The organism is Roseobacter insulae (assembly GCF_019375555.1).
Lineage (GTDB): Bacteria > Pseudomonadota > Alphaproteobacteria > Rhodobacterales > Rhodobacteraceae > Roseobacter > Roseobacter insulae.
In genome coordinates, this window is sequence record NZ_JAHXDN010000002.1 from 747,846 (window position 1) to 770,776 (window position 22,931).

The window sequence follows — 22,931 nt, forward strand, 5'->3', positions numbered from 1 at the left end:
GATCATTTCCCGCATGTTCTTTTATAACTGTCAGTGCCTTTTTGCGCCGAAAAGCCACGTAGCCCGATGGATAAGCCCAAAGTTGTCGACGGTGCAAGGCTTGCCGAGGTTGTATACCGGCGATCCACTGAAAACGCGACCGATACGCATTCGTTATTGTACGTGACCCCGACCCCTGCCGTGGCCGCCCGGTCGAGCGTCAGATCGTAACGCCAGTCAGCATTTGCCGTCCAGTGGCGGTCCACGCGGTAGGACCCGTCGAGCGCGATTTCGGCGAGGTTTTCAGAACGCTCTTCCTCAAGGTCCTTGGTCAGCCAGATGTAGCTGCCCTCAAGTCGCGTCCGCCGCTTGCCGTAAGCGCCCCGAATTTCCGCCTTAGCAAAGTTAAAACTGTCATCGAAGAGCGTTCTGGCCGTGATCGCCCACCCACCTGTCGACTTGTACTGCCCGGCAACAAGGTAGTTGGACGTGGTGCCCTGCAGACCGGAGGTCAGGGTAAAGGCCTCGTCCGCATCTTCACGCAGGACCTGACCGAAGGTCAGTGATGTCTCGGAACCCGCGGGGTCAAATCGCGACCAGTTTACACCTATGGCTGCCGTGCGCCCGCGTTCGCGGCGGTCCGGTTCGGGAAACCGGGACAGCGACACAAGGTTGCCGCCGTCAAATTCGACCCGCGTGCTTTCCTCGTTGGGGATGTTCAGACGATCGCCCCCAACCCAGCCGATCTGGACAATCGGCTCCAGAAACTGTGTGACATCCCCCGCGCCGCCCCGCGTCATCGGAAAGCGCAGCGCCACCGCGCCATGCGGCGTAAGCTGGGTTTGCGTCTGCGGGACGGTGCTGTCTTGGGTGATGTTGAACACATCTGCGGTCGCCCCCAGCGTGACATCCGCGCGCAGCCCGCCGGGCAAGGTCCAGCTTCGCAACCAGTCGGCCTCGGTGCTGAACCGCGATACGTCGCGCCCTATGATATCGTCATCCGAGTAGCGATAGTGGCTGTGGGCATTTGCGCCAAGGCGCAACTCACCGCCCACCGCCTTTGGAAAGTAACGCACCTGGTAGATGGCGTCGCCGACAATCGTCGGCAGGTTTGCGTTGATTTCGCCATCCCGCAGGGATTTGAACGCGGTCAGGCCGGCACCGATGTATTCGTCCCGGCGAGCCCGGCTGATCGAGATCGCGCTGTCGAGCCGGTCCTTGCCTGAATAGCCGTAGTCCACGAGATAGGCGTCGTCCGTGGTGACTTCGACATCGAATCTCAGTTTGAAATCGTTGCGCAGGTCAAACGCTCCGTTGCCAAAGATATACCCGCGGGTTTCGCTCGGGCGTACATCGTCACGGCTGATCGCCCCGTCTATTTGGATTCGGCCCTTGGCATAGGCCTGCCGGTATCGAAACTCCAGCGTTCGGGTGCGGGTGGAGAGATAGGGGGTCAGGGTCAGGTCCCGGTCATCGGCAAGCCGGATGAAATAGGGCACTTTGATGCCAGTGCCGAGCCGCGACGTGGTGCGCAGCGACGGGATCAGGAAACCGGTTGCGCGGTCCACCGTCGGGTCCGGCAGCCGCAGTTGCGGAATATAAAGGATCGGCGTGTTCCGGATCAGGAACTGCGCGCCCTCGAAATAGAGCTGGCGTTGCTCCTTGTCGTGCACAATGCGTTTGGCTCGGATTTGCCACAGGGGCGGGCGGCCGTCATCGCATATCTGGCAGGAGGTGACGGCTGTCTTATAGAGCTGGCTGTAACGCTCGCTTGTCCGCTGAATCTGCACCGCTGCCAATTGCAGCTGCTCATCGAGGATCATCCGTGCGCCGGTCAGCAGGCCCGTCTTGAGGGTGGCGTCCAATTCGGCCGCCGAGGCGAGAACCGTGATGCTCTCGCCGTCCTGCATGGTGATCGGGCCCGAAACCTCCAGCGATCCCTTGCGGCGGTCATAGCGGATTTCCGAGGCGGACAGGCGGGTTGTTCCCTGAAACGCTTCAACATTGCCGCGCGCAACCAGAACCCGGTCGGCGGTGATGAAGATTTCATTGGCGATGAGAACCGCGGGCTCCGCCGGGATATCCTCCTGCGCCAGACCGGCAACCGGCCAGAGCAGCATCAGACAGACGGTTAGAGCGCGTCTCACGTGTCAGCCATCCTCTGCATGCAACAGAAGTCCGAGCGCCAGCAGAATGGCGGCAACGGGCGGCATCCAGGCGGCGAGGTAAATCGGAATTTGGCCGTTTTCCCCGAGGATCTGCGCGAAGCTGCGAATAAAATACAAACCGAATCCCAAAAGAACTGCGGCCAGCACCGCGATGCCGGTCCCCCCGAACCGGGTATGCCGCATGGTAAAGGCGCTCGCAACAAGAACCATCGACATCAGAAACAACGGGCGGGCAAGTTCCGTCTGGAACCACACGCGGTGCAACCGCGATGAAAAGCCCGCTTGGTCAAGTTGCTGAATGAATTCAGGCAGTTTCCAGATCGAAATGGAACTGGGCCGGCCAAAGCTTTCCCGGATGCGTTCAAGGGTCAGCGTGGTCGGTATGATCAACTCGTCGTGGTACTCGGCAAGGGCTTCGGCATTTGCACCGGGGCGCAGCGGCCACAGCTTGGCGTTGCGCAACCGCCAGCCGCCGGTTTGCAGCGAGGCACTTTCCGCCGCAACCCGTTGCACCGGCCCGCCACCCGGCGCATAGGACAGGAAGGTGACATCGTATAGCACCGAGGCGTCCGCGTTGGAGCGCCAGGCCCGGATCACCGATTGGCCGTCCTCTCCGCCCTGGCGCAACCACAACCCTTCACCGGAGATGGACAGCGTCGACGCCCCCCCGGTGCGGTAGCTTTCTGCCAGTTCGCTGAAGCGTTTGGAGGTACCAGCCACGATGGGGTTCAGCATGGTGACGGCAAAAACGCCGATCATCAGGGCGACGACAACAGGTGCGACCAGCGCCCGCAGCGCGGAACGACCCGCCGCCCGCGTCGCGATAAGTTCAGAGGAACGCGCAAGACTGATAAAGAGCGCAACCGTGGCGAGGATCATGATCAGCGGCAGAATTTCATTCAAGGTTTGCGGCGCGTTCAGCAGGGACAGGCCAACGATGCGGCCAAAGGTAACGCCCAGATCACCAAAAGCGCGGGTCTGATCAACGAGGTCCACCAGGGTGACGAGCGAAAACAGAACCACCGTCAGCATCAGAAAGCTCATCGCGAAGCGGCGCGCGAAATAGAAGTGCAGGATCATGCAACACTCTCCTGCGGTCGCGCGCGCCGTCGTCGCAACCAGTTTGGCCGTGCGACATACCACAGCATGCCAAACGCCAGCAGCGCGCCGACAAGAACCGGCACATAGAGCAGCGGCCACAGACGGGCGTCGTCGCGCACCGGGTTCTGCATCGTCGATCGCGCGCCGTTGATCAGAAGCAGAAGGGCGAAGGCGACAACCACTTCACGCCAGACGCCGAAGCGCGAATAGCCGCCGATCAGCAAGGTCGAAAACCCGATCATGGCCGCGACGATGCAGAACAGGGGCTCGGCAAAGCGCGAATGGAATTCCTCGGCAATGTCGCCAAGGCTCTGGTTCGTAGCCTCCGACACCTGGCTCCAGGGAACCAGCAGTTCGGACGTGATCATGTTGCGCGCCGATCTGGCCTGCGCCGTGTCGCTGCGCACCAGGGCGCTGATGTCGAAAGAGAAATCCCTGAACTCCGCCGTCGACAGCCGATCATCGGCAGTGTCCAGTCGCTGGGCCGTGCCGTCGACCATGATCAGTGTGGTCAGGTTCTGATTGCGGATCAGATAGGCTTCGGCGGCGGTGTAGATCACGCCTTCGTCGGGGTTACGCCTGTCGGACAGGAACACGTCTCGTAACACACCTTCTTCGGTGATCTCCCGTGCGTAGAAGGTGACCGACGTGGACGGATGCAAGAATGTGCCTTCCGTCAACAGCCGCGATGTGGCGTTTTGCGAGATCTCCGCCTCCCGTTCGCTGAGCTGTTCCAGCGCCATAGGCAGCAGGAGGTGGTTCAGGACCGAGGCGAGCGCAAAGACGATCACCCCAAAAAGAAAAAACGGGCGTGCCAGCCGGAACGGGCCGGAGCCGGTCGCCTGCATGACCGTCAGCTCGCTTTCGTTGTTCAGCCTGTTCGTCACGTAAACGGCCCCGCAGAATGCGGAGATGGGCAAGACGGTGGTGATCAGTTTGGGCAGGCCAAGCGCTGTGAATTCCAGAAACACCAGCGCGGACTGGCCATCGCTGATCAGACGGTCAAACAGCACAACAGCCCGGTTGATCCAGAAAATCGCGATCAGCACCAGCGAGAAGAACCCAAACAGAATCAGCAGTTGCGACAGCACGTATCTGTCGATTTTGCTCACCTCGATCCCCTTTGGATTATCCGTTGCCTGTCAGGGAACGATAAACCAATAAACGACGCTCGAAAACTGCTATCTGGTCATTGGCGGATGCGCGCGGTACCTCTGCGTGGAGAGTTGAAGACACGTTGGAAGGCTTGTTCATTGGGGACTGCGCTGTTTTACCATCTGACACGTCGCCCGATGGAGGAGACACTGACGATGCTGCTTGGCAAGGCGACCGCCGCGGGCATGCGCGTCGTGGTGCGCGGTGCCGATCCGGGGCGTTTGGCGTGGCTTGACGAAAAGCTCTGGCAGGGCGCGGAGGACGGGTTCCTGCCGCACGGTCTGGCGGGGGGCGCACATGACACCTTGCAGCCGGTTCTGCTCACGACCGAGGGTGAGGCCGTCAATGGCGCGCGGTGCCTGATGACGGTGGATGGTGCCCCGGTGACAGCTGAGGATGTCGCGGCCATGGACAGGGTCTGCGTGCTTTTTGACGGCAATGACGCGATGGCGCTGGATCAGGCCCGCAGCCAGTGGAAGGCGTTGAAGGATGCGGGTGCCTCGGCCCAGTACTGGTCCGAAGACTCCGGTCGCTGGGAAAAGAAGGCGGAGACCTGAGACAGGCGCGGGGCCTGCGGAGGGCGCCTTGCGGGCGGTGCTGCCCTACCGGGTCAGGATGAGCTCACCGCCGGTGATTTCGATTTTGCCCCAGCGCTGCAGATAAGTCATCCCCAGCAGACTGTGCGACATCTCGGCCTCGTTGACCACAGCCGTGAGGTTCTCATCGGTTACCGGGCCGAGGGTCACCCGGTCCAGCCGCACGGGTGCGGTGCGCACCTCGCCATTGGCCGTGATGGCGCGGCCGGTGAAGTTCAGACGGTCAGGGCTCAGCCCCGCAGCAAGGGCGTCATCGCGGGTAAGCACCATTTCCGTGGCGCCCGTATCGAGGACAAAGCGCACCGGGGCGCCGTTGACCTCGGCGGCGATGTAGTAGTGACCGTCGGCGCTGCGCGGGACAACGATTTTTCCCTCGTCGGCAAAAACGGTCTGTTGCGGCCGCACCGTCTGGCTGATGTCGTCCCAAAGACCGTAGGCTGCGATCGCCCCCAGAAAAATGAACCCCCACAGCGCCGCCTGCTGCAGCGATTTGTTCAGCGATTGACGGGATTGGGTGAAAAACCAGCCCACGACCATCAGGCCGAGGATGATCAGGTAAATCAGTCTGCCGGTGTCAAAGCTGTCCACGTGGTGTCCTCGCGCATTGTTGCAACCAACATAATCACGATCTTGGGATTGTCAGCCCTGTGCCGGACCAAAGCCGAAAGCGCTCAAGCCATCCAGAACAAACTGCACCGAAAGAGCGGCCAGCAGCATCCCCAGAAGCCGGGTGACCACCGTGACGCCGGTCTTGCCAAGCGCCCGTTCGATGGGGCCGCTGGCGAGGAAGAAGGCGACGACGATCACCATCACGATACCCGTTGCGCCAAGCACCACCGCGGCCCCTTCCAGCCCGGGGCGCTGCCCCATCAGCAGGATGATGGAGGCGATGGCGCCCGGGCCCGCGATCAGCGGGATCGCCAGCGGGAAGACGGAAGGGTCGTTGTGGTCCTCTTCGCTCTGGTCCTCGCGCCGTTTGGTGCGGCGTTCAAAAAGCATGTCGAGCGCGGTAAGAAAGAGCAGGATGCCGCCCGCGACGCGGAAGGCCGCCATGGAGATGCCGACAAAGGTCAGGATGGCTTCGCCGAAGGCAGCGAAGACCAGCAGGATCGCGATGCCGACGGCAGTCGCCCGCCATGCAATGCGCCGGCGTGCCGCATCGGTCATGCCCTGGGTCAGCGCCACGAACAGCGGGGCAAGACCGATCGGGTCGATCACGACGAACATCGTGACGAAGGCGGTAATGAAGAATGCAGTATCGATGGGTCGTTCCGTTCTTTCTCATTGGGGCTCTGCCCCAAACCCCGGGATATTTATGAACCAGAGAAACCGGTCAGGGGGCGCTTGCCTGCTCCAGTTTTTCCAGGGCGGTCATCCACAGTGTTTCTGCCCGTTCCAGCGCGTCCATCACCTCGGCGTACTTACGGTTCCAGACTTCCAGCTCGCCCATCTTGGTGTCTTCGTAGAGTCCGGGATCCGCCAGCTTCTTTGCAAGCTTGTCGCGCATCTCGTTGAGTTTTTCCACCCGGGCCTCGGATTTGCGCGCTTCCGACTTCAGCGACAGCAAGTCTTCGCGGGTGCTGCGTTTTTTTCCGGGGCCGGGCCGGGGCTTTGCGGCGGACTTCCCGGCGGGTTTCTCCGGTGTGAGCAGCATTTTGCGGTAGGCTTCGAGGTCATCCTCATAGGGTTTGACCGTACCATCCGAGACAAGCCAGAGCCGGTCAGCCACCATCGACAGGAGGTGCATGTCGTGGCTGACGAGGATCACGGCGCCGGAGTAGGCGGTGAGCGCTTCGACCAGCGCCTCGCGGCTTTCGATGTCGAGGTGGTTTGTCGGTTCATCGAGGATCAGCAGATGCGGTGCATGGAGCGTCGCGAGAAGCAGCGACAGCCGCGCCTTTTGCCCGCCGGAGAGCCGCCGCACCTCGGTTTCGGCCTGATCCGGGCCAAGCCCGAAACCCGCGAGCTGCGCGCGTAGTTTCGAATGCAGGACACCCGGGCGGGCCGAGATCATGTGTTGCAGCGGGGTCTCGTCAACATGCAGTTCCTCGACCTGATGCTGGGCGAAAAAGCCGATGCGCAGCTTGTTGGACCGGACAGATTTGCCTGCCATGAGGTTCAGACGTCCGGAGAGCAGCTTGGAGAGGGTGGATTTGCCCTGGCCGTTCTTGCCCAGAAGCGCGATGCGGTCGTCCTGATCGATGCGCAGGTTCAGGCGGCTGAGCACAGGCGTATCGGTATAGCCCACGGCGCCGCCTTCGATGGAGATGATCGGCGGGGAAAGCTCTTCAGGCTCGGGAAAGGTGAAGACGCGTCTGGCGACCTGTTCCGGGCTGGCGATCATATCCATCTTTTCGATCATCTTCAGACGGGACTGTGCCTGTTTGGCCTTGGAGGCCTTGGCCTTGAACCGGTCCACGAAGGCCTGCATGTGATCGCGCCGGGCCTGCTGCTTTTTCGCCATCGCGGCCTGGACCGCGCGTTGTTCGGCGCGCTGACGGGCGAACTGATCATAGGGACCCTGATAATACGTCAACTGCCGTTCCTCCAGATGCAGGATCGCGCCGACGGCACGGTTCAGCAAGCCGCGGTCGTGGCTGATGATGATGACGGTATGCGGATACCGCGCGAGGTAGGCCTCCAGCCACAGCGCGCCCTCGAGGTCCAGGTAGTTGGTCGGTTCATCCAGCAACAGCAGGTCCGGCTGCGAAAAGAGCACCGCCGCCAGCGCCACGCGCATACGCCAGCCGCCGGAAAAATCCGAGCATGGCATCTGCTGCTCGGCGTCATCGAACCCAAGCCCCTTGAGGATCGTCGCCGCGCGGGCTTCGGCTGACCATGCATCGATGTCGGCAAGGCGTGTCTGCACCTCGGAGATCCGGGCGGGGTCCGTGGCGGTTTCGGCCTCGCGCATCAGCGCTGCGCGTTCCGTGTCGGCCTCAAGCACGGTATCGAGCAGGGAGGTCGCAGACGAGGGCACTTCTTGCGCCACGCCGCCGATCCTGGCGCGGCTGGGCAACGAGATCGTGCCGCCGTCGAGACCGAGCTCGCCGCGGATGATCTGGAAGAGCGTCGTTTTGCCTGCACCGTTGCGGCCCACCAGTCCGACCTTGTGCCCATCGGGGATGACGGCACTTGCCCCTTCGAACAGAGGCCTGCCCTCGACGGAATAGCTTATGTCAGAAATGCGTAACATGGCGGCTGCACTGAACCACGGGTGCGGACATGTCAATGCGCGCTTTGCGATATCTGCGGGTTCTTCGCGGGGCTGGGGGCTGTTATCGGAAAATCCACGACCGCAGGTGGTTAAAAATGGTGCCGCATCTTTCTGTCGACTGACCATCTGACCGGGATAATAAAGGCCTTTCCCCGGGGTATGTCCCATGCTAGACGCGCCGCAAATTAACCCCTGCAGGAGACCATCCATGGCCCTTGAGCGCACATTCTCGATCATCAAACCCGATGCAACACGCCGCAACCTGACTGGCAAGATCAACGCCAAGTTCGAAGACGCGGGACTGCGCATTGTAGCTCAGAAACGCATCCACATGACCAAGGAGCAGGCCGGCGTTTTCTATGCGGTCCATGCCGAGCGTCCGTTTTACGACGAGCTGTGCGAGTTCATGGCCTCCGCGCCGGTGATTGTGCAGGTGCTTGAGGGCGAAAGTGCCATCACCAAGAACCGCGAAGTCATGGGCGCCACGAACCCTGCTGACGCGGCACCGGGCACCATCCGCGCCGAATTTGCCGAAAGCGTTGGTGAGAATTCGGTGCATGGCTCTGATGCGCCAGAAACAGCTGCGGTAGAGATCGCGTATTTCTTCTCCGGCATGGAGCTTGTGGGTTAAGCCACGGCTTCGCAGAGTAAAACATGACAGGGTCCGCCATCTGGCGGGCCTTTTTTTGTCAGGAGGTTGGCCTCACGCCAATCTGGTCCATCATGCGCTCGAAGGCATTGAGATCCTGATCAAAGGCGCTTGCCTTGATTGCGTCGAACCGGGCGCGCGGCTTGGCCTTTTCCACGCCGTTGCAATCGTTCCAGGGGCGGTTTTGCAGCCCCATCACCAAGACGTAGTATCCGATGAAATGGGGTTTCGTTCCTGCCCGCAGCAGCTTTGCATAGGCATCATCGGGACCAAGGGCGCGCAGCTCTTCGGCCGAATTTATGCCTGCGGCGGTGCAGGCGGCCTCAAAGGCCGGGCCGAGGTTGCGGATGGAAGAAACAGGTGTCGCCATGCCCCTGACCATAGGCGGTCCGGGGCGTGGTTGTCACCCGCAAGCTGGCTTTAAAGGCTTGCGTAATCCGTGATCGGCGGCGGGGGCGGCGGCGGGGGTTTACTGCCCTGCGTTGGCGGGTTTTTGGGAGGTTTTGGTTTCTCTTTAGACATATCAGGTTTCCTTTGCGCGTCGTGGCAGACGTACGCGATAAACCCTAATATGCCCTTCTTTTCTGCCGGTTACGGGGCAGCCCGGTGACGAGAAAATGTCATTCGACTTCAATTATTGGTAAACCGGTACAGCGTTTCCTGACTGTAATGCGCACCCGCGGTCAGTGAAATCCGTGGAAATTCAGGGTGGTTCGGCGCGTCGGGCCAGCCCTGGGGCTCCAGTGCAATCCCTGCAAATGGGCCGATTTTCTGACGCTGCAGCGCTTTTGGCGCCGCGTCGGGTAATCCGCTGCCATTGTATACCTGTAGTCCCGGTTCGGTGGTCTCAATTCCGAGTGTCAGCCCGTTCGAGCCGGTCAGCGACGCCGCACGGCGCGGTGCTGCGGTGGCGGCGCGCGACAGGCACAGGTTGGCATCGAGCGACCGATCCACCGGAACGGACCGGGGCGTGCGGAAATCGTAGGATGTTCCGGCGACGGGGGTGATCTGACCTGTCGGCAGACCTGCACCTGTGACCGGCAGGTAGCTCTCCGCGTCGATTTGCAGCCGGTGGCGCGACACATCCCGATGGCCGTCCAGGCACCAGTAAGGATGATGGGCCACGTTCATGACGGTGTCGCGATCGCTTGATGCGGTGATCGTCAGGGCGAGGGTGGCGCCGGGCAGAAGGTCATACCGGGCAGCAATGACGCGCCGCCCCGGCAATCCGTTTGCCATATGGGGCAGTTCCAGTTGCAGGGTCACACTGCGCGCCGACTGGCGGCTGACGTTCCATTCCAGTGCGTGAAAGCCATGGTCGCCACTGTGCAGGCATGTTGTCCCCTCGTTTGCGGGCATCCGGTAGCACCGGGAGCCGATCTGGACCCGCCCGTCCGCGACCCGGTTTGCCACGGGGCCAACAAGCGCCCCGGCATAGATCGGGCAAGCTTCAAAAGAAGCGGCCTGCTCAAAACCAAGGGTCAGACTGTGGCGAATGCCTTTCATCCAGAGCCCCGCGAGGGTCGCGCCGCGTGGAAGAATATGCGCCTCCAGCATGTCGGAGGTCAGAACGATCATGGATATTTGGCCTCGGCGAGTCGATGACGGACAATGACTTGTGCCATCTGTCCGCCGGAACGCAAAGCTGACCTGTGGCGCTAGGCGCCCGGAAGTGTCAGCGGTCTGGGGCGGAATTCGTGCTCAAGATAGGTTTGCGACGGTTCTGCGTGCCCGATGCCCGCATTGAAAATGAAGCGTTTGAGCAATTCAGTCTGAAACTCGAACTCCCGCGCCCGGTCGGCGAACCCGTTTGGCAGATGATCGCGCGTGTCGACCTGTGCGTATTCAAGATCACGGCACATGTTCAAGAGCGGCAGGCAGATATCAGCAAGCACGTTGGTGGCAAGCTTTTCCGCGTGGTTTGTGTAGGGCTCCATGAATCCGATGTCGGGCAGAAAGGCAAGGTTCAACGCGCCGAGAAACTCCTTGAACCGGAAAATCGCGTTTCGCATCCCGTCTTTCACTTCCATGATCAGCACGTGCACGCCGGACAGGGCGATCCCCGGAAGTTCCACGAGAAATTCGGGCACGGACAGAACATGCGCGCCATCGGGGATGGTGGCGAGGCATTTGCGTACCGCATGCGCTAGCTTGTCCACGAAGATCGTGTCCAGCGTGCTTTTGTCCTGAAAGGATACGCGATTGCGCAGCCCGCGCGCGAGCACTTCGCAAGATCGCACGGTAACTGTCTGATCGTCTTTGAGGATCAGGTTGATGGTGAGTGTTCTTTCGGACAAATCCGAGGACAAAGGTACAACGCTATCGGGACTCATCATGCATATTATCCGTGGGTTCAAATGTTTCGCCCACAATGCCTGCATTTTTGTAGTCAAAGGTAAACGGTGCGTACGGTACCCGTTGCGCAACATGCACAAAATAATTAAGGGCCCTGTAGCTTGTGGTTGAAACTGCACCAGGTAGGTTAATATTTTGCAACTAGGGGTTGCCAAATACAGGCTAAAGATGGGTATCATACTGCAGACGCAATCTGGGATTGCTGTCAAGTCGGGGAGTGACGCGTGTGGACGGGGCTGACAACGAAGAACTGACGATCATTGGCATTGGCTCCTCTGCCGGGGGGCTGGAAGCGATACGCGAACTGGTCGCGACACTGCCCACCGATCTGAAAGTGGCCTATGTCGTTGTTCAGCACATGTCACCCCATCACAAAAGCCTGATGACGGAACTGGTCGCCCGCCAGACGAGCCTGATGGTACGTGACGTCGTTGACGGCTCGCAGCCAGAACCCAATGTGATTTACGTAACCCCCCCCAAAACCGACGTGGTCTACGAGGATGGCAAGCTCTGCCTTGTCGACCCAAGCCACGAAGTTGCCTCGCCCAAACCATCGGTTGACCGGTTCCTTCTGAGCCTTGCCGATACTCACGGTGAAAAGTCGATGGCGATCATTCTGTCGGGAACCGGCACGGATGGGGCCTACGGGGTTCAGGCCATCCGCGAAGCGGGCGGCATCACCATCGCGCAGGACACCGAAAGTGCGAAATACGACGGTATGCCGATGGCCGCCATGCAGACCGGGTGTGTCGATCTGGTGCTGCGGCCCTTTGAGATAGGTACGCACCTGCAGAAAATCCTGACATCGCCGCGTGATTTTGATGCTTTCCGGCAGGAAACCTCGGAAAAAAGCCCGGCCTCTGATCTGTTGCAGATCCTGCTGGCGCGCACCCGGGTTGATTTCCGCGAGTACAAACAAACCACCATCAACCGCCGGATCGAGCGGCGCATGGTCGCCCTCGGCATCGACAGTCACGAGGATTACACGCAGTTCTGCCGCGTCAATCCGAACGCCGTTGACGCGCTCTTCAAGGATCTTCTGATCTCCGTCACCCGCTTTTTCCGAGACAAAGGCGAGTTCGAGGCGCTGAGGGAGCTGCTGCCGGCGCTGTTGAAAAAGAAGTCGAACACACCATTTCGCGTATGGATAGCCGGCTGTGCGACGGGCGAAGAGGCATACTCCATCGCCATCCTGCTGTGCGAGGCGCTGGGCGGCGCCAAGGTGCAACTGAAAGACCACGTGCAAATCTTTGCCACCGACATCGACAAGGACGCTCTGGAGGTCGCGCGCAAGGGCGTTTACGGCATGGCCGCGCTGAATGACATTCCCAAGGATTTGTCGGACAGGTATTTCATCCAGCAAAACGACGGCATCCGGGTCATTGACTCGCTGCGGTCCGCCATTCTCTTCTCAGATCATAACGTCTGTCAGGACCCACCGTTCCAGAAGGTCGACCTGCTGTGCTGCCGCAACCTGCTGATCTACTTTGGCAACGCGCTTCAGCACAAGGTCATGTCGCGCTTTCATTATGCGCTGACAGACAGCTCACTGATGTTTCTTGGCACCGCTGAAACCGTTGCCGGGTCGGATGAGCTGTTTATCCAGGACAGCCAGTCGGCCCATATCTATCGCCGCCGCTCCATAAGGCGATCGGAACACACGCCGTTTTCCAACGCGCGCAACGTGCCGCAATCGCGTGGCGTGAAACCCACCGCGCCGACCCCGCCCGGATATTCGACCGACCGGCAGATGTTCGAAGCTCTGGCGCTGGCGCTGGGTAAAAACTCCGTTTTGGTCACGGATGAGTATTCCATCGTACGCATTTACGGCAATGTCAGTTCGTTCATCGAGATGAACGAGTCGAGCAACCTGAAAATGCACATTGATCTGTTGCGCAGACCGTTCCGCGAGGAAGCCCGCAGCCTGGTGACGCTGGCGCTCAAGAACGGCGAGCATCGCTCGGGCGTACGCCATTTGCTGGCCGAGGACGATGACGCCGAAATTCGGCTGGATGTGTATCCGATCATCGCGCGGGATCTGAACGAACGCGCGGCGCTTGTTGTGTTCAGCGAAGTGCAGGTCGACCGGGCCAAGGGCTTCGAGAACAAAGAGTCCTCGGATGACGAGACCTTCGAGAGTGACCGGATCAGGTTGTTGGAGGATGAGGTCGCGACCACGCGTGAAGCGCTGCAACAGACGATTGAGGAGCTGGAAACCTCCAACGAGGAATTGCAGTCGCTGAACGAAGAGCTGCAATCGACGAATGAGGAACTGCAGGCCACCAACGAGGAGTTGGAAACCTCCAACGAAGAACTGCAATCAACCAACGAGGAACTGATCACCGTCAACGAGGAGTTGCAGGTGACCGCGGCGGAACTGAGCGGGCGCACGGGCGAGCTGATGTCCGTTCTGGAAACCGCGCCGCTGGCGATCATGGTGCTGGATACCGCGTTGCAGATCTCGCAGGCGACCAACGCGGCCGCGGAAATGTTTGGCCTGTCGCGCCCGGTGTCGAACCCGCACATCAGCCAATGCATCCTGCCGGAGAACTGCCCGTCTCTGGCGCCGATCTGCAACGAGACCCTCAAGCTCGGGGAGCCGATTTCCCGGGAGTTCACCTCCAGAGGTTCGCGTTTCAAGCTGACGTGTTCGCCGTTCTTTGACATGCGCGGCCAGATGAAGGGCTCTACCATGGTGGTTTCCGAATTCCCGGGACTGGCACAGGAAATGGACCTGATCCTCGATCACGCTCAAATTTTCATGCTGAACCGGACGCTGGACGGCACCATCCTGCGGATCAGTGAGAAATCGGCCAACTTGCTGGGAACCACGCGCCAGGACGCGGAAGGCAAGAACTTCTTCAAGCTGGCCAACAAGGCCACTGCGACGGCCGTGCGTGAACGCGATAACCTGTTGATGGACAGCAAATCGGGCCGGTTGCGCCATGTGAACGCGGTCATCTCCAAAGACGATGGCGCGACAGCCTGGATGAGCACGGAGAATTTCATCTTCGCCGATCCCTCCCAGAGTTCTTCGTCGATTTACTCCGTCGGAACGGACATCACACAGGTCGTTGCGGCGCGGAACGAGGCGGAGGAAGCGGTCACACAGCTGCACTTGCTGCAGGAACTTGCAAAGATCGGTTTCTGGTCGCTGGATCTGAAGACGGACGAATTGCACTGGTCTTCGGAAGTGTACCGCATTCATGGCGAAGACCCGTCATCGCCGCCGCCTGATCTTGAAGCGGGGTTGAAGTATTACCATCCGGAAGATCGCGATCTGGTGCGCAAGCACATCGGGCGGGTTGCTCAAAATGGTGGTGATTTCAAATTCGAGCACCGTATCGTCAACCGCGCCGGCGATACGGTCGAGGTTGAATCCTTCGGCCTCGCGCGCGCCGATCAATCCGGTGAAATCACCAAGATCATCGGTGTCTTCCGCGCCCTGTCCGAGGCGGGATAACGTATCGCAACCGTTTGGCTTTGCATTTTCAGTGACCGGTATGCTGCGGGTTTCGCCTTGACCGCCCAGTTAAACCCGCGCATCTATGAAAAAAAAGCCAAACGGGAGATCAAGGATGAATTTCAAGACAACGGTAAGCACTCTGGCATTTGTCGCGGTCGCAGGTATGGCAAGCGCCGACTGCACGCAGGTTACCTTTTCGGATGTCGGCTGGACGGATATCACGGCGACGACGGCTGCAACGACGGTTGTTCTGGACGCGCTGGGATACGAGACGGACATCAAGGTTCTGTCAGTTCCGGTCACATATACCTCCATGGCGCAGGGGGATGTTGACGTCTTTCTCGGCAACTGGATGCCAACCATGGAAGGCGATATCGCGCCTTATCGTGACGCTGGCACCGTGGACACGGTGCGTGAAAACCTCGAAGGGGCGAAATACACTCTGGCGGTCAATAAGGCGGCGACGGACCTTGGCATCAAGGACTTCGCGGATATCGCGAAACATGCAGATGCGCTGGACGGCCAGATCTACGGCATCGAGCCGGGCAACGACGGCAACCGCCTTATCCAGTCGATGATCGACGCGGACGCCTTTGGTCTGAAAGATTTCGAGGTCAAGGAAAGCTCCGAGCAGGGAATGCTGGCGCAGGTCGAGCGGCTGTCAAAGAAAGACGAACCCATCGTCTTTCTGGGCTGGGAACCACATCCGATGAATGCAAATTTCGACATGGGCTATCTGACCGGCGGAGATGACTTCTTCGGCCCCGACCTCGGGGGCGCCACGGTCTACACGAATACCCGCGCGGGCTACGGCGCCGAATGTCCGAACGTCGGAAAACTGCTCGGCAATCTGAAGTTCACGCTGGCCATGGAAAACGAGATCATGGGCGCCATTCTCAACGATGGCACGGACCCTTCGGAGGCCGCGACAGCATGGCTTTCCGCCAACCCGGACGCATTCATGGCGTGGCTCGATGGCGTGACAACCGTCGATGGTGGTGACAGCGTTGCCGCCGTGAAAACGGCCCTCGGCCTGTGAGACCCACGCTCCGCCCGTAACACCGGGCGGAGCGTCAACCGATCCGGGGTAGGGGGCATGTTTTGCTGGACTGGCTGACCGAGACGAAAATACCTGTTGGCAAAGGTGCAGCGGCATTCTTCGATTGGCTCCAAACCAATGGCGAGTGGTTTTTCGACGGGCTCGCGGTGGTGATGGAATGGATGATCGACGTCATCCTGTGGTTGCTGCAAACGCCGCATCCGCTGCTGATCATCGCGATATTCGTGGCATTGACGTGGTTTCTGCAAAAAAGCTGGAAGACCTGCGTTCTTGTTGCTTTGGGCTTTCTCTTCATTCTCAATCAGGACTATTGGGAGGAGATGACGGAAAGCATCACGCTGGTGCTGTCGGCCTGCGTGGTGTGCATGTCCGTCGGCGTGCCCATCGGGATCGCGGCGGCGCACCGGCCGCGCTTGTTCCAGGCGATGCGCCCGGTGCTTGATCTGATGCAGACACTGCCGACCTTTGTCTATCTTATTCCCGCCATCGTGTTCTTTGGCATCGGTATGGTGCCCGGCCTGATCGCCACGGTGATTTTCGTGGTTCCTGCGCCTATTCGATTGACCCACCTGGGGATCAGCACCACCCCGAAACCGCTTCTTGAAGCGGCGGATGCCTTTGGTGCGACGCCCATGCAGAAGTTGTGGAAAGTGGAACTGCCCTACGCGCTGCCGCAAATCATGGCAGGATTGAACCAGACCATCATGCTGTCGCTGTCCATGGTTGTCATTGCGGCCCTTGTCGGTGCGGATGGGCTGGGGGTGCCCGTGGTGCGCGCGCTCAACCAGGTCAATACCGCGCTTGGGTTTGAAAGCGGGTTTATCATCGTGGTGGTTGCGATCATGCTCGACCGGATGCTGCGGGTGGATCGCCAATGACAAACGCGGTCGAATTCGACAACGTGTCGATCGTTTTCGGCGACGCGCCCGGAAAAGCGTTGCCGGACATGGATGCCGGCAAATCCCGGGCGGAAATCCAGCAAACCACCAATCAGGTGCTTGGTGTGCATAACTGCTCGCTTGACGTGTCGGCGGGAGAAATTCTGGTGCTGATGGGGCTCTCAGGCTCCGGCAAATCCACGTTGCTGAGGGCGGTGAACGGGCTGAACCCGGTGGTGCGCGGCGCCGTGCGGGTGTTTGACGGTAACTGGTCGTGTGATGTGACCCATAGTTCGGGCCCTGATTTGCGTCGCGTGCGACGTGAATGCGTTTCCATGGTCTTCCAGCAGTTCGGCCTGCTGCCTTGGCGCAGCGTCCGAGAGAACGTGGCCCTGGGTCTGGAACTGGCCAATGTGTCGAAACACGAACGCTACGCCCGGGCCGACAAGCAACTGGACCTTGTTGGGCTATCTGACTGGGCGGACCGAAAAGTGGGCGAATTATCCGGGGGCATGCAACAGCGCGTGGGGTTGGCGCGGGCCTTTGCAACCGATGCGCCGATCCTTCTGATGGACGAGCCATTCTCGGCATTGGACCCGCTGATCCGCACCCGCCTGCAGGACGAGCTGCTGGACCTGCAGCGCGATCTCAGGCGCACGATCATTTTCGTAAGCCACGATCTGGACGAGGCATTCAAGCTGGGGGACCGGATCGCGATCATGGAAGGCGGGCGCATTGTTCAATGCGGCACGCCGCAGGATATCTTCTCAAACCCCGTCAACGACTACGTGGCCGATTTCGTCGCCCATATGAACCCTCTTGGCGTGCTGCGTGCCGGTGATGTGATGGAACCGCCCGACAGCGCTCCGGACCAGTCTGTGCCCGCGGACATGCAGGTGGAACAGGTCATGCGGAAGCTGCTGGAAACAGATGGCCCACTGGGCGTAAAAGAGGGCGGTGATCTGGTGGGGCAGGTCACGAAAAGCGGTGTGATCGCCCGCATCCTTGACCCGCGCCAGGAGCCTTGAGCCCGCGCCTATTCCTGAACGCTCTTGAGCCACTCAACAAGGTCCACAATGGGCTGGCTTGTCATGATCGGCTGACCACTTGGTGTCGAAATGGCAACATCGCTGCCTTCGAAAAACCAACCATAAACCGGCATGTCACTGCCGTGGCTGACGAGCGTATCGCGCCCGTCAATCCGTTGTATTACTCTGAAGGTCGGGAATTGACCCCCCGATTTTTCCGAGAGCTGGGTCAAATCGGCAGGCTGTACCAGCAGAACCGGCGCCATCGGACCGTTCCCCTCTGCCGATACCCCATGACAGGTTGCGCAGTGCAGACGGAAAAGCTTTTTCCCTTCGCTTAGATCCTGTGCGGCGGATGCCTGTCCAAGACAAAGAGCTGCAATGAGAAAAAAGCGCATGATCGACCCCTTCAAGTTGTTTCAAGTGACGCTATCAGGCCTGCGCGCGGTCGGCGTTGATGTACATCAATTTTCGCGCCTGCCGCGACGTATTCGTGTGATGCGAGTCGCCTCCCACCGTTTCCAATAAACGGTCAGTGGTCGCGGTTTGCCCCGGAACTTCCTGGTTAATGTGTGATCATTCTGTCGAAAGTGGCATTTGCGCAACAAATTGTGAACGCGGAAACCCGTCTTTTTTGCTGGAAGTTCGTTAACCATTCACCTGTCAAGGCGTTGCCGACCGATCGGCAGGAAATCGCTTGCGCGGGCCGCGCCGTTCCTTCGGAAAAGCTGTTCCTTTTCATTGGCGTAGGGCGTGTCCCTTTCTCTTCGCGGGCGTGTTGTCCGGGCCGAAATCTGGCAGAATTATGTGCACGCTCAGGTTCGGTTCGTTTCTGCTGTGGCGCTAATGTGCCGCGTCAAATCTGATAGGTTCGGTAGGGGAAACGTACAGTTGAGAAAAAGGCAGAAATGCGGCGCATCCTTGGCTTGATTGTGAAGGGCCACCTGTATAAATGATCAAATAAGAGGCGTTTTTTAAATAGTACGAGGTGTTAAAATGATGAAATACGCAACCCTTGCCGGGGTGCTCAGCCTGAGCATCGGCAGCATCGCCCAAGCCAGTATCGTAACAGGCTCTTTCGGCGGCACAGTAGAGGCCCCGACCGGCGCGACAAAATCCATTGAATTCGTCGGAGACGGCACGAATCAGCTCCATTGGGGAACGCCAAGCCACGGCAGTTCGACTGTTTCCATTGGCGATTCCAGCTCTCTGAAGGTCAATAGCCTCAATTTCAGCTACGACCATAGTGATGTGAAAGCAGGCGATGTCCTGCTCGGCACAATCACCTGGAACAACCAGTCCAACTACCACGCCGGCGCAAGCTGGAGCAGCAACGTCAATCTAAGCCTTGCTTTCGTTCTGCCCTCGGTGCTTGAACTGGACCAGACCGTTGGCTTCGGGATCACGAACACACCTGACGTGTACTACGACACAAGTGCCAACGAAGCCGCCGGCAATAATCCTGATATGATCAGCAGCTTTTTTCTGGACACCGGCGCGTTCGGCGTGCCGGTTGCGCTTGGCAACGGCTTGCGGCTGACGTCCATCGGGTTTGGTCTGGCAGATGCTGACAAGGGTGTTGGCAGTACCTACAACGCCGGCACCGGGTATTGGACGAACGTCGAGGGTGGCACGTCCACCATCAGCATCTACGGCAACATCTCCACCGTGCCGCTGCCTGCCGGTGCCTGGCTTTTGCTGAGTGGTCTGGGTGGGCTTGTCGCGATGCGCCGCCGCTCCCAGAGAGCGGCCTGAGCCGGATTGCGCGGTCGCACAGCCGGTGAATTGTGAAAAGTGTAAAGGGACGAAGGCAGTTTTGCCTTTGTCAGTAACCAGTAAAACCAACTTTAGGAGTCATCATGAAGTACTCTGCATTTATTAAACTGACTGTTGTCGCGGCGGGCATCGCCACATTGGGCGCAGGTGTTCCGACACAATCCATCGCCAAGGAATACAACGTCTGCCAGCTGGAGACGATTCCGGAACACATTCGCAAGCGCATTACAAAACGTGCGGATTTCGCGGATATCCTGTCGCGCATGTTCGAGTATTGCCCTGACAGCGCGCTGGCCTTGACGGAGGCTGCAACAGCATCGATCAATGAAAACTTTGATGATGAAACGGAACGCAAGAACGACGGCAAGGATCCAAGCGGCCCAACGCAATCCGGTGGCACACCGGGTGGCGAGACCCCCGGCGATGACGGCCCTGGCGATGACGGCCCTGGCGATGACGGCCCTGGTCCCGGTGGCGGTGTTTTGCCCGGGTAAGAGCTGGGCCCTTCAAGCACTTGGCTAATATGCCAGCTCGAAGTCAGATCCGAACAGGGGCGCTCACTGAGCGCCCTTTTTTCGTCCAAACGGCATTCGGCCAGCGACTTCTTTTGCTGAAGAATTTTTTACGTGGTCATGCGCCTCCAGCATGGAGTGCCGAGGGATCGGCTTAGCGTGAGGCCGTCGGGCGGTCCTTGATGACACCCCCGGCCAAAACTGCATGCCATTGGTTCAGCGCATCGGGATTTTGCAGCTTCAGGAATGTGTGGCCCGTGCGTTTCCACGGCATGATTTTGTTGGTCAGGCTGTCGAGGACAAGGTCACCACCGGCCGTCCTGAGGATCAATACCGCGTGGCTGTTCAGCTTCCGGTCGAGCACGGTGGCGATCAAAAGGTTCTCCGATGGGATGCCGTGTTCAATCAACAGTTTCTTTTTCAGCAATACCAGGTCTTCGCAGTCACCGCCGCGCGCCGTTGGCAGTGTCCACAGCTCTTCGCGACCATATTGCACCTGATCTTCGATCTGCCGAACTTGCCTGTTTACACGATTGTTGATCGCCTTGGCGGCACGCAGTGTCGCGTCTTCACTGATGTTTGACCGGGCGGATGGGGCACATACCCAACGGTATTTTGCGCAAAGCCCGGCGAAACCCGCAGGCGCTGATATCGTGCGTTGCGGCAGAAGAAATTTTGCACTGTTACTTCCGGCCTGCACCGGCGAGGCACTCAACAGAGCCGCCAGGGTCACGCCGGTCAGGCAGAGCACCCAGACCCGACACATGCAACCGATCCAGCTATGGCTCACCTTGCGCGCGCGCGCGCGGATTGGTTCGCAGCGTCTGCTCGCTCTCTCAGCGTATGAGAATTTCGACGGTCCTGCGGTGTCCGGTTTCAAAATCGCCACGTGTACATCCCCATGTCTTGCGCGCTCTTGGCGAAGCATTTCAGGAGAATGGGACTAAGTCGTGTCATGAATGTGATTATCGGCGGAAGAGTGTTACGGTTATGTGAGCAGGCACAATAGATTACTTAAATCATTTGTCGAAATTATGAATGAAGTTCCATCGGCGCGCGCCAACTGCGCGCATTTCCGCCGTGCGCGCAATGGTTGAACCCCACGAAAACCGGGTGACGCCATAGCTGTCATCGCGTGTGGATACTCCGCGGTCATACCAGATTATGCCGAGCTCAGTTCGTGCGAGAGTTGGGGTCTCCGGCGGGACTTACATGTGGTCCGTCCGGTTTCTGCGACGAAGCAAGGGCGTGCGGTCAAAGCTTATGTCACCAGCTCGCAGCCGCATCGGAAGACGGTCCGTGGGGGTTACAGTTTTGCCGCAGCCGGGTCTGCCAGACGTCTGGTGCGTTAACCATGCATCAGGCTCTCAGCGGTTCGTTCACGAAATCGTTGTCACCAGCACTCCGCGCATGCTTTGGGTGTACTCAGACGCACCCATAAGCTCTTGATGGAATACCTTTGTGATTTTCGAGACGCGTCTTTCTACCGCGACGCATGAAAGGGGCCCTTGGCAGAGGGCGAATGCAGTATGCCTATAGGTGTCGACTAGGCTCGGCGGTGCTCGGGCTTGGCGGTTTCCTTCTAGCAAAGGAGAGAGCCAGCAAAGCTGGTCTTCAGTGCATCGCCAATGAGACATGTACCGCTAATTTCCGTGCTTTCGTTGGCGTTATTGGACACCCCAACGTCTCCGCCGAAACTCAATATTGCGAAATACAAGGTGAAAGGTCCGCCATCATCCGTTTTCTGATCACGTATCAGGCGTCGTTCATCCCAAATGATAGTAAAGTCGCAGACATGGATGTCCGAAACTCACGGCTTGAATTTTGCAAAACGCAATGACGAAACACACTTCAGATAACGACGCGACGTTACCAGTTACAGTACGAAATAATTGAAGGTCAATTTGGAATTGAAAATTATGTTTTCTTTTCCGTTGCTTACTTTCTGGCAGCCAGAAACGCCGTCTTGACCACAATCTCGGACAGATATGTGATGACCTTGCGGCACATAAGAGAAGATGGGGTCACGCAGAAACACACCTTAACCTATTCAGAGAAACAGGTATTAGTTGACATTTTGAGTGATGCTTCCTGCCTCTTGGACTTAGTGAGTAACGACGAATGAATTTACTGAACTGGACCGCGAAACAGTCCAGTACTTTCATCCCAATTGTGATGATCGTCCGTCCGCACCAGAAACCATTTACCCGATGGAGCAAGCTGGTTTTGCGCTAGAAATCAAAAGGGACCACGCATCCGGGGCCGATCACTTTCTCAGTATTCCAGAGTGAATTGTTCGCGCCTCAAGTGGACATCTGCGGACGTGAGGATTTGCTGGCTCTCGTAATAGCGCCTGTGAGTACCGTAATCGACAACGTTCTCTGCTGGTGGCCTGGCCACCTCTGTTTGCTTTGCTGTGTGGGACCGGCTCGGATTCGGCGTGCAGGCCCATCCAGGTAATTTCATGCGGCTCAACCCTCCGATACCGACACGAGATGCAACGGCGGAGATGGTCGACAGATCTTCTTCCGCGATGCTCATGCCGGAGAAACTCGGCTGCTGTGCAGAAGATCCAGCGGATCAAACGCGTCTGATTTTGCCAATACGCTGTGTTTCGCCCTGACAAGGAAGGTTAACCCAGGTGATGTCGGGGAAGATACCAGAGCTGACGGGCGACAGCGCAACCGTCGTACACTTTCATCGCTTCTGCGAAACGACCGCCGTCCACTGTTCCGCTCATGAGTTTGCCGGTCTCTCTTGCGAAAGCCCTGTGGCGGAGACGAAGGGATTCGAACCCTCGAGACCCTTCCGGGCCTACTCCCTTAGCAGGGGAGCGCCTTCGACCACTCGGCCACGTCTCCGTCGACGGGTATAGCCGTGCAAACCTCGGAGTTACAAGCTGAAAACGACATGAAATGCGGGCGATTGGAGGAAGGGAAATGGCGGCCCCTCCACGCGGCAGCCGCCCGCTGCCGAATATCGCCGCCCGCG

General features: G+C 59.1%; 19 protein-coding genes and 1 tRNA gene. 8 read left to right on the top strand and 12 right to left on the bottom strand.

Annotated features, from left to right (window positions below; all coding sequences use genetic code 11):
* Positions 1–2: 2 nt before the first annotated feature.
* Genes KX928_RS09855 through lptF form a run of 3 tightly spaced genes read right to left on the bottom strand, consistent with a single transcriptional unit; the run spans position 3 to position 4,360 of the window.
* Positions 3–2,126 (bottom strand): LPS-assembly protein LptD, encoded by a 2,124-nt coding sequence (locus KX928_RS09855; RefSeq protein WP_308342278.1) that lies wholly within the window; start codon positions 2,124–2,126, stop codon positions 3–5.
* A 3-nt stretch (positions 2,127–2,129) separates the two neighbouring features.
* Positions 2,130–3,227 (bottom strand): LPS export ABC transporter permease LptG, encoded by a 1,098-nt coding sequence (gene lptG / locus KX928_RS09860; protein ID WP_219501533.1) that lies wholly within the window; start codon positions 3,225–3,227, stop codon positions 2,130–2,132.
* A complete protein-coding gene (gene lptF / locus KX928_RS09865) occupies positions 3,224–4,360 on the bottom strand; it encodes an LPS export ABC transporter permease LptF (RefSeq protein ID WP_219501534.1) in 1,137 nt (378 codons plus the stop codon). Before lptF ends, lptG begins: the two co-directional genes overlap by 4 nt.
* 141 nt (positions 4,361–4,501) lie before the next feature.
* Between lptF and KX928_RS09870 the strand changes: the two genes are divergently transcribed.
* Positions 4,502–4,960: a DNA polymerase III subunit chi gene (locus KX928_RS09870; protein ID WP_219501535.1), complete on the top strand. Its 459-nt coding sequence runs from the start codon at positions 4,502–4,504 to the stop codon at positions 4,958–4,960.
* A 45-nt stretch (positions 4,961–5,005) separates the two neighbouring features.
* Here KX928_RS09870 and KX928_RS09875 read toward each other — a convergent pair whose 3' ends face one another.
* The 3 genes from KX928_RS09875 to KX928_RS09885 all read right to left on the bottom strand — a co-directional run bounded on the left by KX928_RS09875 (position 5,006) and on the right by KX928_RS09885 (position 8,195).
* The gene (locus KX928_RS09875) at positions 5,006–5,587 is read right to left on the bottom strand and encodes a retropepsin-like aspartic protease family protein (protein WP_219501536.1); all 582 of its coding nucleotides are present in this window, start codon (positions 5,585–5,587) and stop codon (positions 5,006–5,008) included.
* 51 nt (positions 5,588–5,638) lie between these two features.
* A complete protein-coding gene (locus KX928_RS09880) occupies positions 5,639–6,226 on the bottom strand; it encodes a MarC family protein (RefSeq protein WP_373274794.1) in 588 nt (195 codons plus the stop codon).
* A gap of 106 nt (positions 6,227–6,332) precedes the next feature.
* Positions 6,333–8,195, bottom strand: coding sequence for an ABC-F family ATP-binding cassette domain-containing protein (locus KX928_RS09885; RefSeq protein ID WP_219501537.1), 1,863 nt, complete (start codon positions 8,193–8,195; stop codon positions 6,333–6,335).
* A gap of 229 nt (positions 8,196–8,424) precedes the next feature.
* Here KX928_RS09885 and ndk point away from each other — a divergent pair, with 229 nt between their 5' ends.
* A complete protein-coding gene (gene ndk / locus KX928_RS09890) occupies positions 8,425–8,847 on the top strand; it encodes a nucleoside-diphosphate kinase (RefSeq protein WP_219501538.1) in 423 nt (140 codons plus the stop codon).
* 58 nt (positions 8,848–8,905) lie between these two features.
* Here the strand turns inward: ndk and KX928_RS09895 are convergent, their stop codons facing one another.
* The 3 genes from KX928_RS09895 to KX928_RS09905 all read right to left on the bottom strand — a co-directional run bounded on the left by KX928_RS09895 (position 8,906) and on the right by KX928_RS09905 (position 11,201).
* Positions 8,906–9,235 (bottom strand): TfoX/Sxy family DNA transformation protein, encoded by a 330-nt coding sequence (locus KX928_RS09895; protein WP_219501539.1) that lies wholly within the window; start codon positions 9,233–9,235, stop codon positions 8,906–8,908.
* 260 nt (positions 9,236–9,495) lie between these two features.
* On the bottom strand, positions 9,496–10,443 hold the full coding sequence (locus KX928_RS09900; protein ID WP_219501540.1) for an aldose epimerase family protein: 948 nt from the start codon (positions 10,441–10,443) through the stop codon (positions 9,496–9,498).
* 80 nt (positions 10,444–10,523) lie between these two features.
* Positions 10,524–11,201: a hypothetical protein gene (locus KX928_RS09905; RefSeq protein ID WP_219501541.1), complete on the bottom strand. Its 678-nt coding sequence runs from the start codon at positions 11,199–11,201 to the stop codon at positions 10,524–10,526.
* A gap of 245 nt (positions 11,202–11,446) precedes the next feature.
* Here KX928_RS09905 and KX928_RS09910 point away from each other — a divergent pair, with 245 nt between their 5' ends.
* The 4 genes from KX928_RS09910 (at position 11,447) to choV (ending at position 17,652) form a co-directional block, all read left to right on the top strand.
* Positions 11,447–14,683, top strand: a complete 3,237-nt coding sequence (locus tag KX928_RS09910; RefSeq protein ID WP_219501542.1) for a chemotaxis protein CheB — start codon at positions 11,447–11,449, stop codon at positions 14,681–14,683.
* Between the two features lie 115 nt (positions 14,684–14,798).
* A complete protein-coding gene (locus tag KX928_RS09915) occupies positions 14,799–15,725 on the top strand; it encodes a choline ABC transporter substrate-binding protein (RefSeq protein ID WP_219501543.1) in 927 nt (308 codons plus the stop codon).
* A gap of 65 nt (positions 15,726–15,790) precedes the next feature.
* The gene (choW, locus tag KX928_RS09920) at positions 15,791–16,624 is read left to right on the top strand and encodes a choline ABC transporter permease subunit (protein WP_219502126.1); all 834 of its coding nucleotides are present in this window, start codon (positions 15,791–15,793) and stop codon (positions 16,622–16,624) included.
* The gene (gene choV, locus KX928_RS09925; RefSeq protein WP_219501544.1) at positions 16,621–17,652 is read left to right on the top strand and encodes a choline ABC transporter ATP-binding protein; all 1,032 of its coding nucleotides are present in this window, start codon (positions 16,621–16,623) and stop codon (positions 17,650–17,652) included. Before choW ends, choV begins: the two co-directional genes overlap by 4 nt.
* Positions 17,653–17,660: 8 nt before the next feature.
* Here choV and KX928_RS09930 read toward each other — a convergent pair whose 3' ends face one another.
* Positions 17,661–18,050 (bottom strand): c-type cytochrome, encoded by a 390-nt coding sequence (locus KX928_RS09930; RefSeq protein WP_219501545.1) that lies wholly within the window; start codon positions 18,048–18,050, stop codon positions 17,661–17,663.
* A gap of 598 nt (positions 18,051–18,648) precedes the next feature.
* On the opposite strand from KX928_RS09930, the gene KX928_RS09935 reads away from it, so the two are divergent.
* Both KX928_RS09935 and KX928_RS09940 read left to right on the top strand, forming a co-directional pair.
* Positions 18,649–19,407, top strand: coding sequence for a VPLPA-CTERM sorting domain-containing protein (locus tag KX928_RS09935; RefSeq protein ID WP_219502127.1), 759 nt, complete (start codon positions 18,649–18,651; stop codon positions 19,405–19,407).
* A gap of 104 nt (positions 19,408–19,511) precedes the next feature.
* Entirely contained in the window at positions 19,512–19,922 is a 411-nt protein-coding gene (locus KX928_RS09940) for a hypothetical protein (protein ID WP_219501546.1), read from the top strand.
* A 172-nt stretch (positions 19,923–20,094) separates the two neighbouring features.
* On the opposite strand, the gene KX928_RS09945 is transcribed toward KX928_RS09940, so the two are convergent.
* Both KX928_RS09945 and KX928_RS09950 read right to left on the bottom strand, forming a co-directional pair.
* Positions 20,095–20,706: a transglutaminase-like cysteine peptidase gene (locus KX928_RS09945; protein ID WP_219501547.1), complete on the bottom strand. Its 612-nt coding sequence runs from the start codon at positions 20,704–20,706 to the stop codon at positions 20,095–20,097.
* A gap of 2,005 nt (positions 20,707–22,711) precedes the next feature.
* Positions 22,712–22,801 (bottom strand) — tRNA-Ser (locus tag KX928_RS09950).
* Between the last annotated feature and the right edge of the window lie 130 nt (positions 22,802–22,931).

Coding starts and splice junctions, on each gene's coding strand:
- KX928_RS09915 (WP_219501543.1), top strand. CDS start 14,799: ATGAATTTCAAGACAACGGTAAGCACTCTGGCATTTGTCGCGGTCGCA.
- KX928_RS09885 (WP_219501537.1), bottom strand. CDS start 8,195: ATGTTACGCATTTCTGACATAAGCTATTCCGTCGAGGGCAGGCCTCTG.
- KX928_RS09930 (WP_219501545.1), bottom strand. CDS start 18,050: ATGCGCTTTTTTCTCATTGCAGCTCTTTGTCTTGGACAGGCATCCGCC.
- choV (WP_219501544.1), top strand. CDS start 16,621: ATGACAAACGCGGTCGAATTCGACAACGTGTCGATCGTTTTCGGCGAC.
- KX928_RS09945 (WP_219501547.1), bottom strand. CDS start 20,706: ATGTGTCGGGTCTGGGTGCTCTGCCTGACCGGCGTGACCCTGGCGGCT.
- KX928_RS09905 (WP_219501541.1), bottom strand. CDS start 11,201: ATGATGAGTCCCGATAGCGTTGTACCTTTGTCCTCGGATTTGTCCGAA.
- KX928_RS09935 (WP_219502127.1), top strand. CDS start 18,649: ATGATGAAATACGCAACCCTTGCCGGGGTGCTCAGCCTGAGCATCGGC.
- KX928_RS09900 (WP_219501540.1), bottom strand. CDS start 10,443: ATGATCGTTCTGACCTCCGACATGCTGGAGGCGCATATTCTTCCACGC.
- KX928_RS09940 (WP_219501546.1), top strand. CDS start 19,512: ATGAAGTACTCTGCATTTATTAAACTGACTGTTGTCGCGGCGGGCATC.
- KX928_RS09880 (WP_373274794.1), bottom strand. CDS start 6,226: ATGTTCGTCGTGATCGACCCGATCGGTCTTGCCCCGCTGTTCGTGGCG.
- KX928_RS09895 (WP_219501539.1), bottom strand. CDS start 9,235: ATGGCGACACCTGTTTCTTCCATCCGCAACCTCGGCCCGGCCTTTGAG.
- lptG (WP_219501533.1), bottom strand. CDS start 3,227: ATGATCCTGCACTTCTATTTCGCGCGCCGCTTCGCGATGAGCTTTCTG.
- ndk (WP_219501538.1), top strand. CDS start 8,425: ATGGCCCTTGAGCGCACATTCTCGATCATCAAACCCGATGCAACACGC.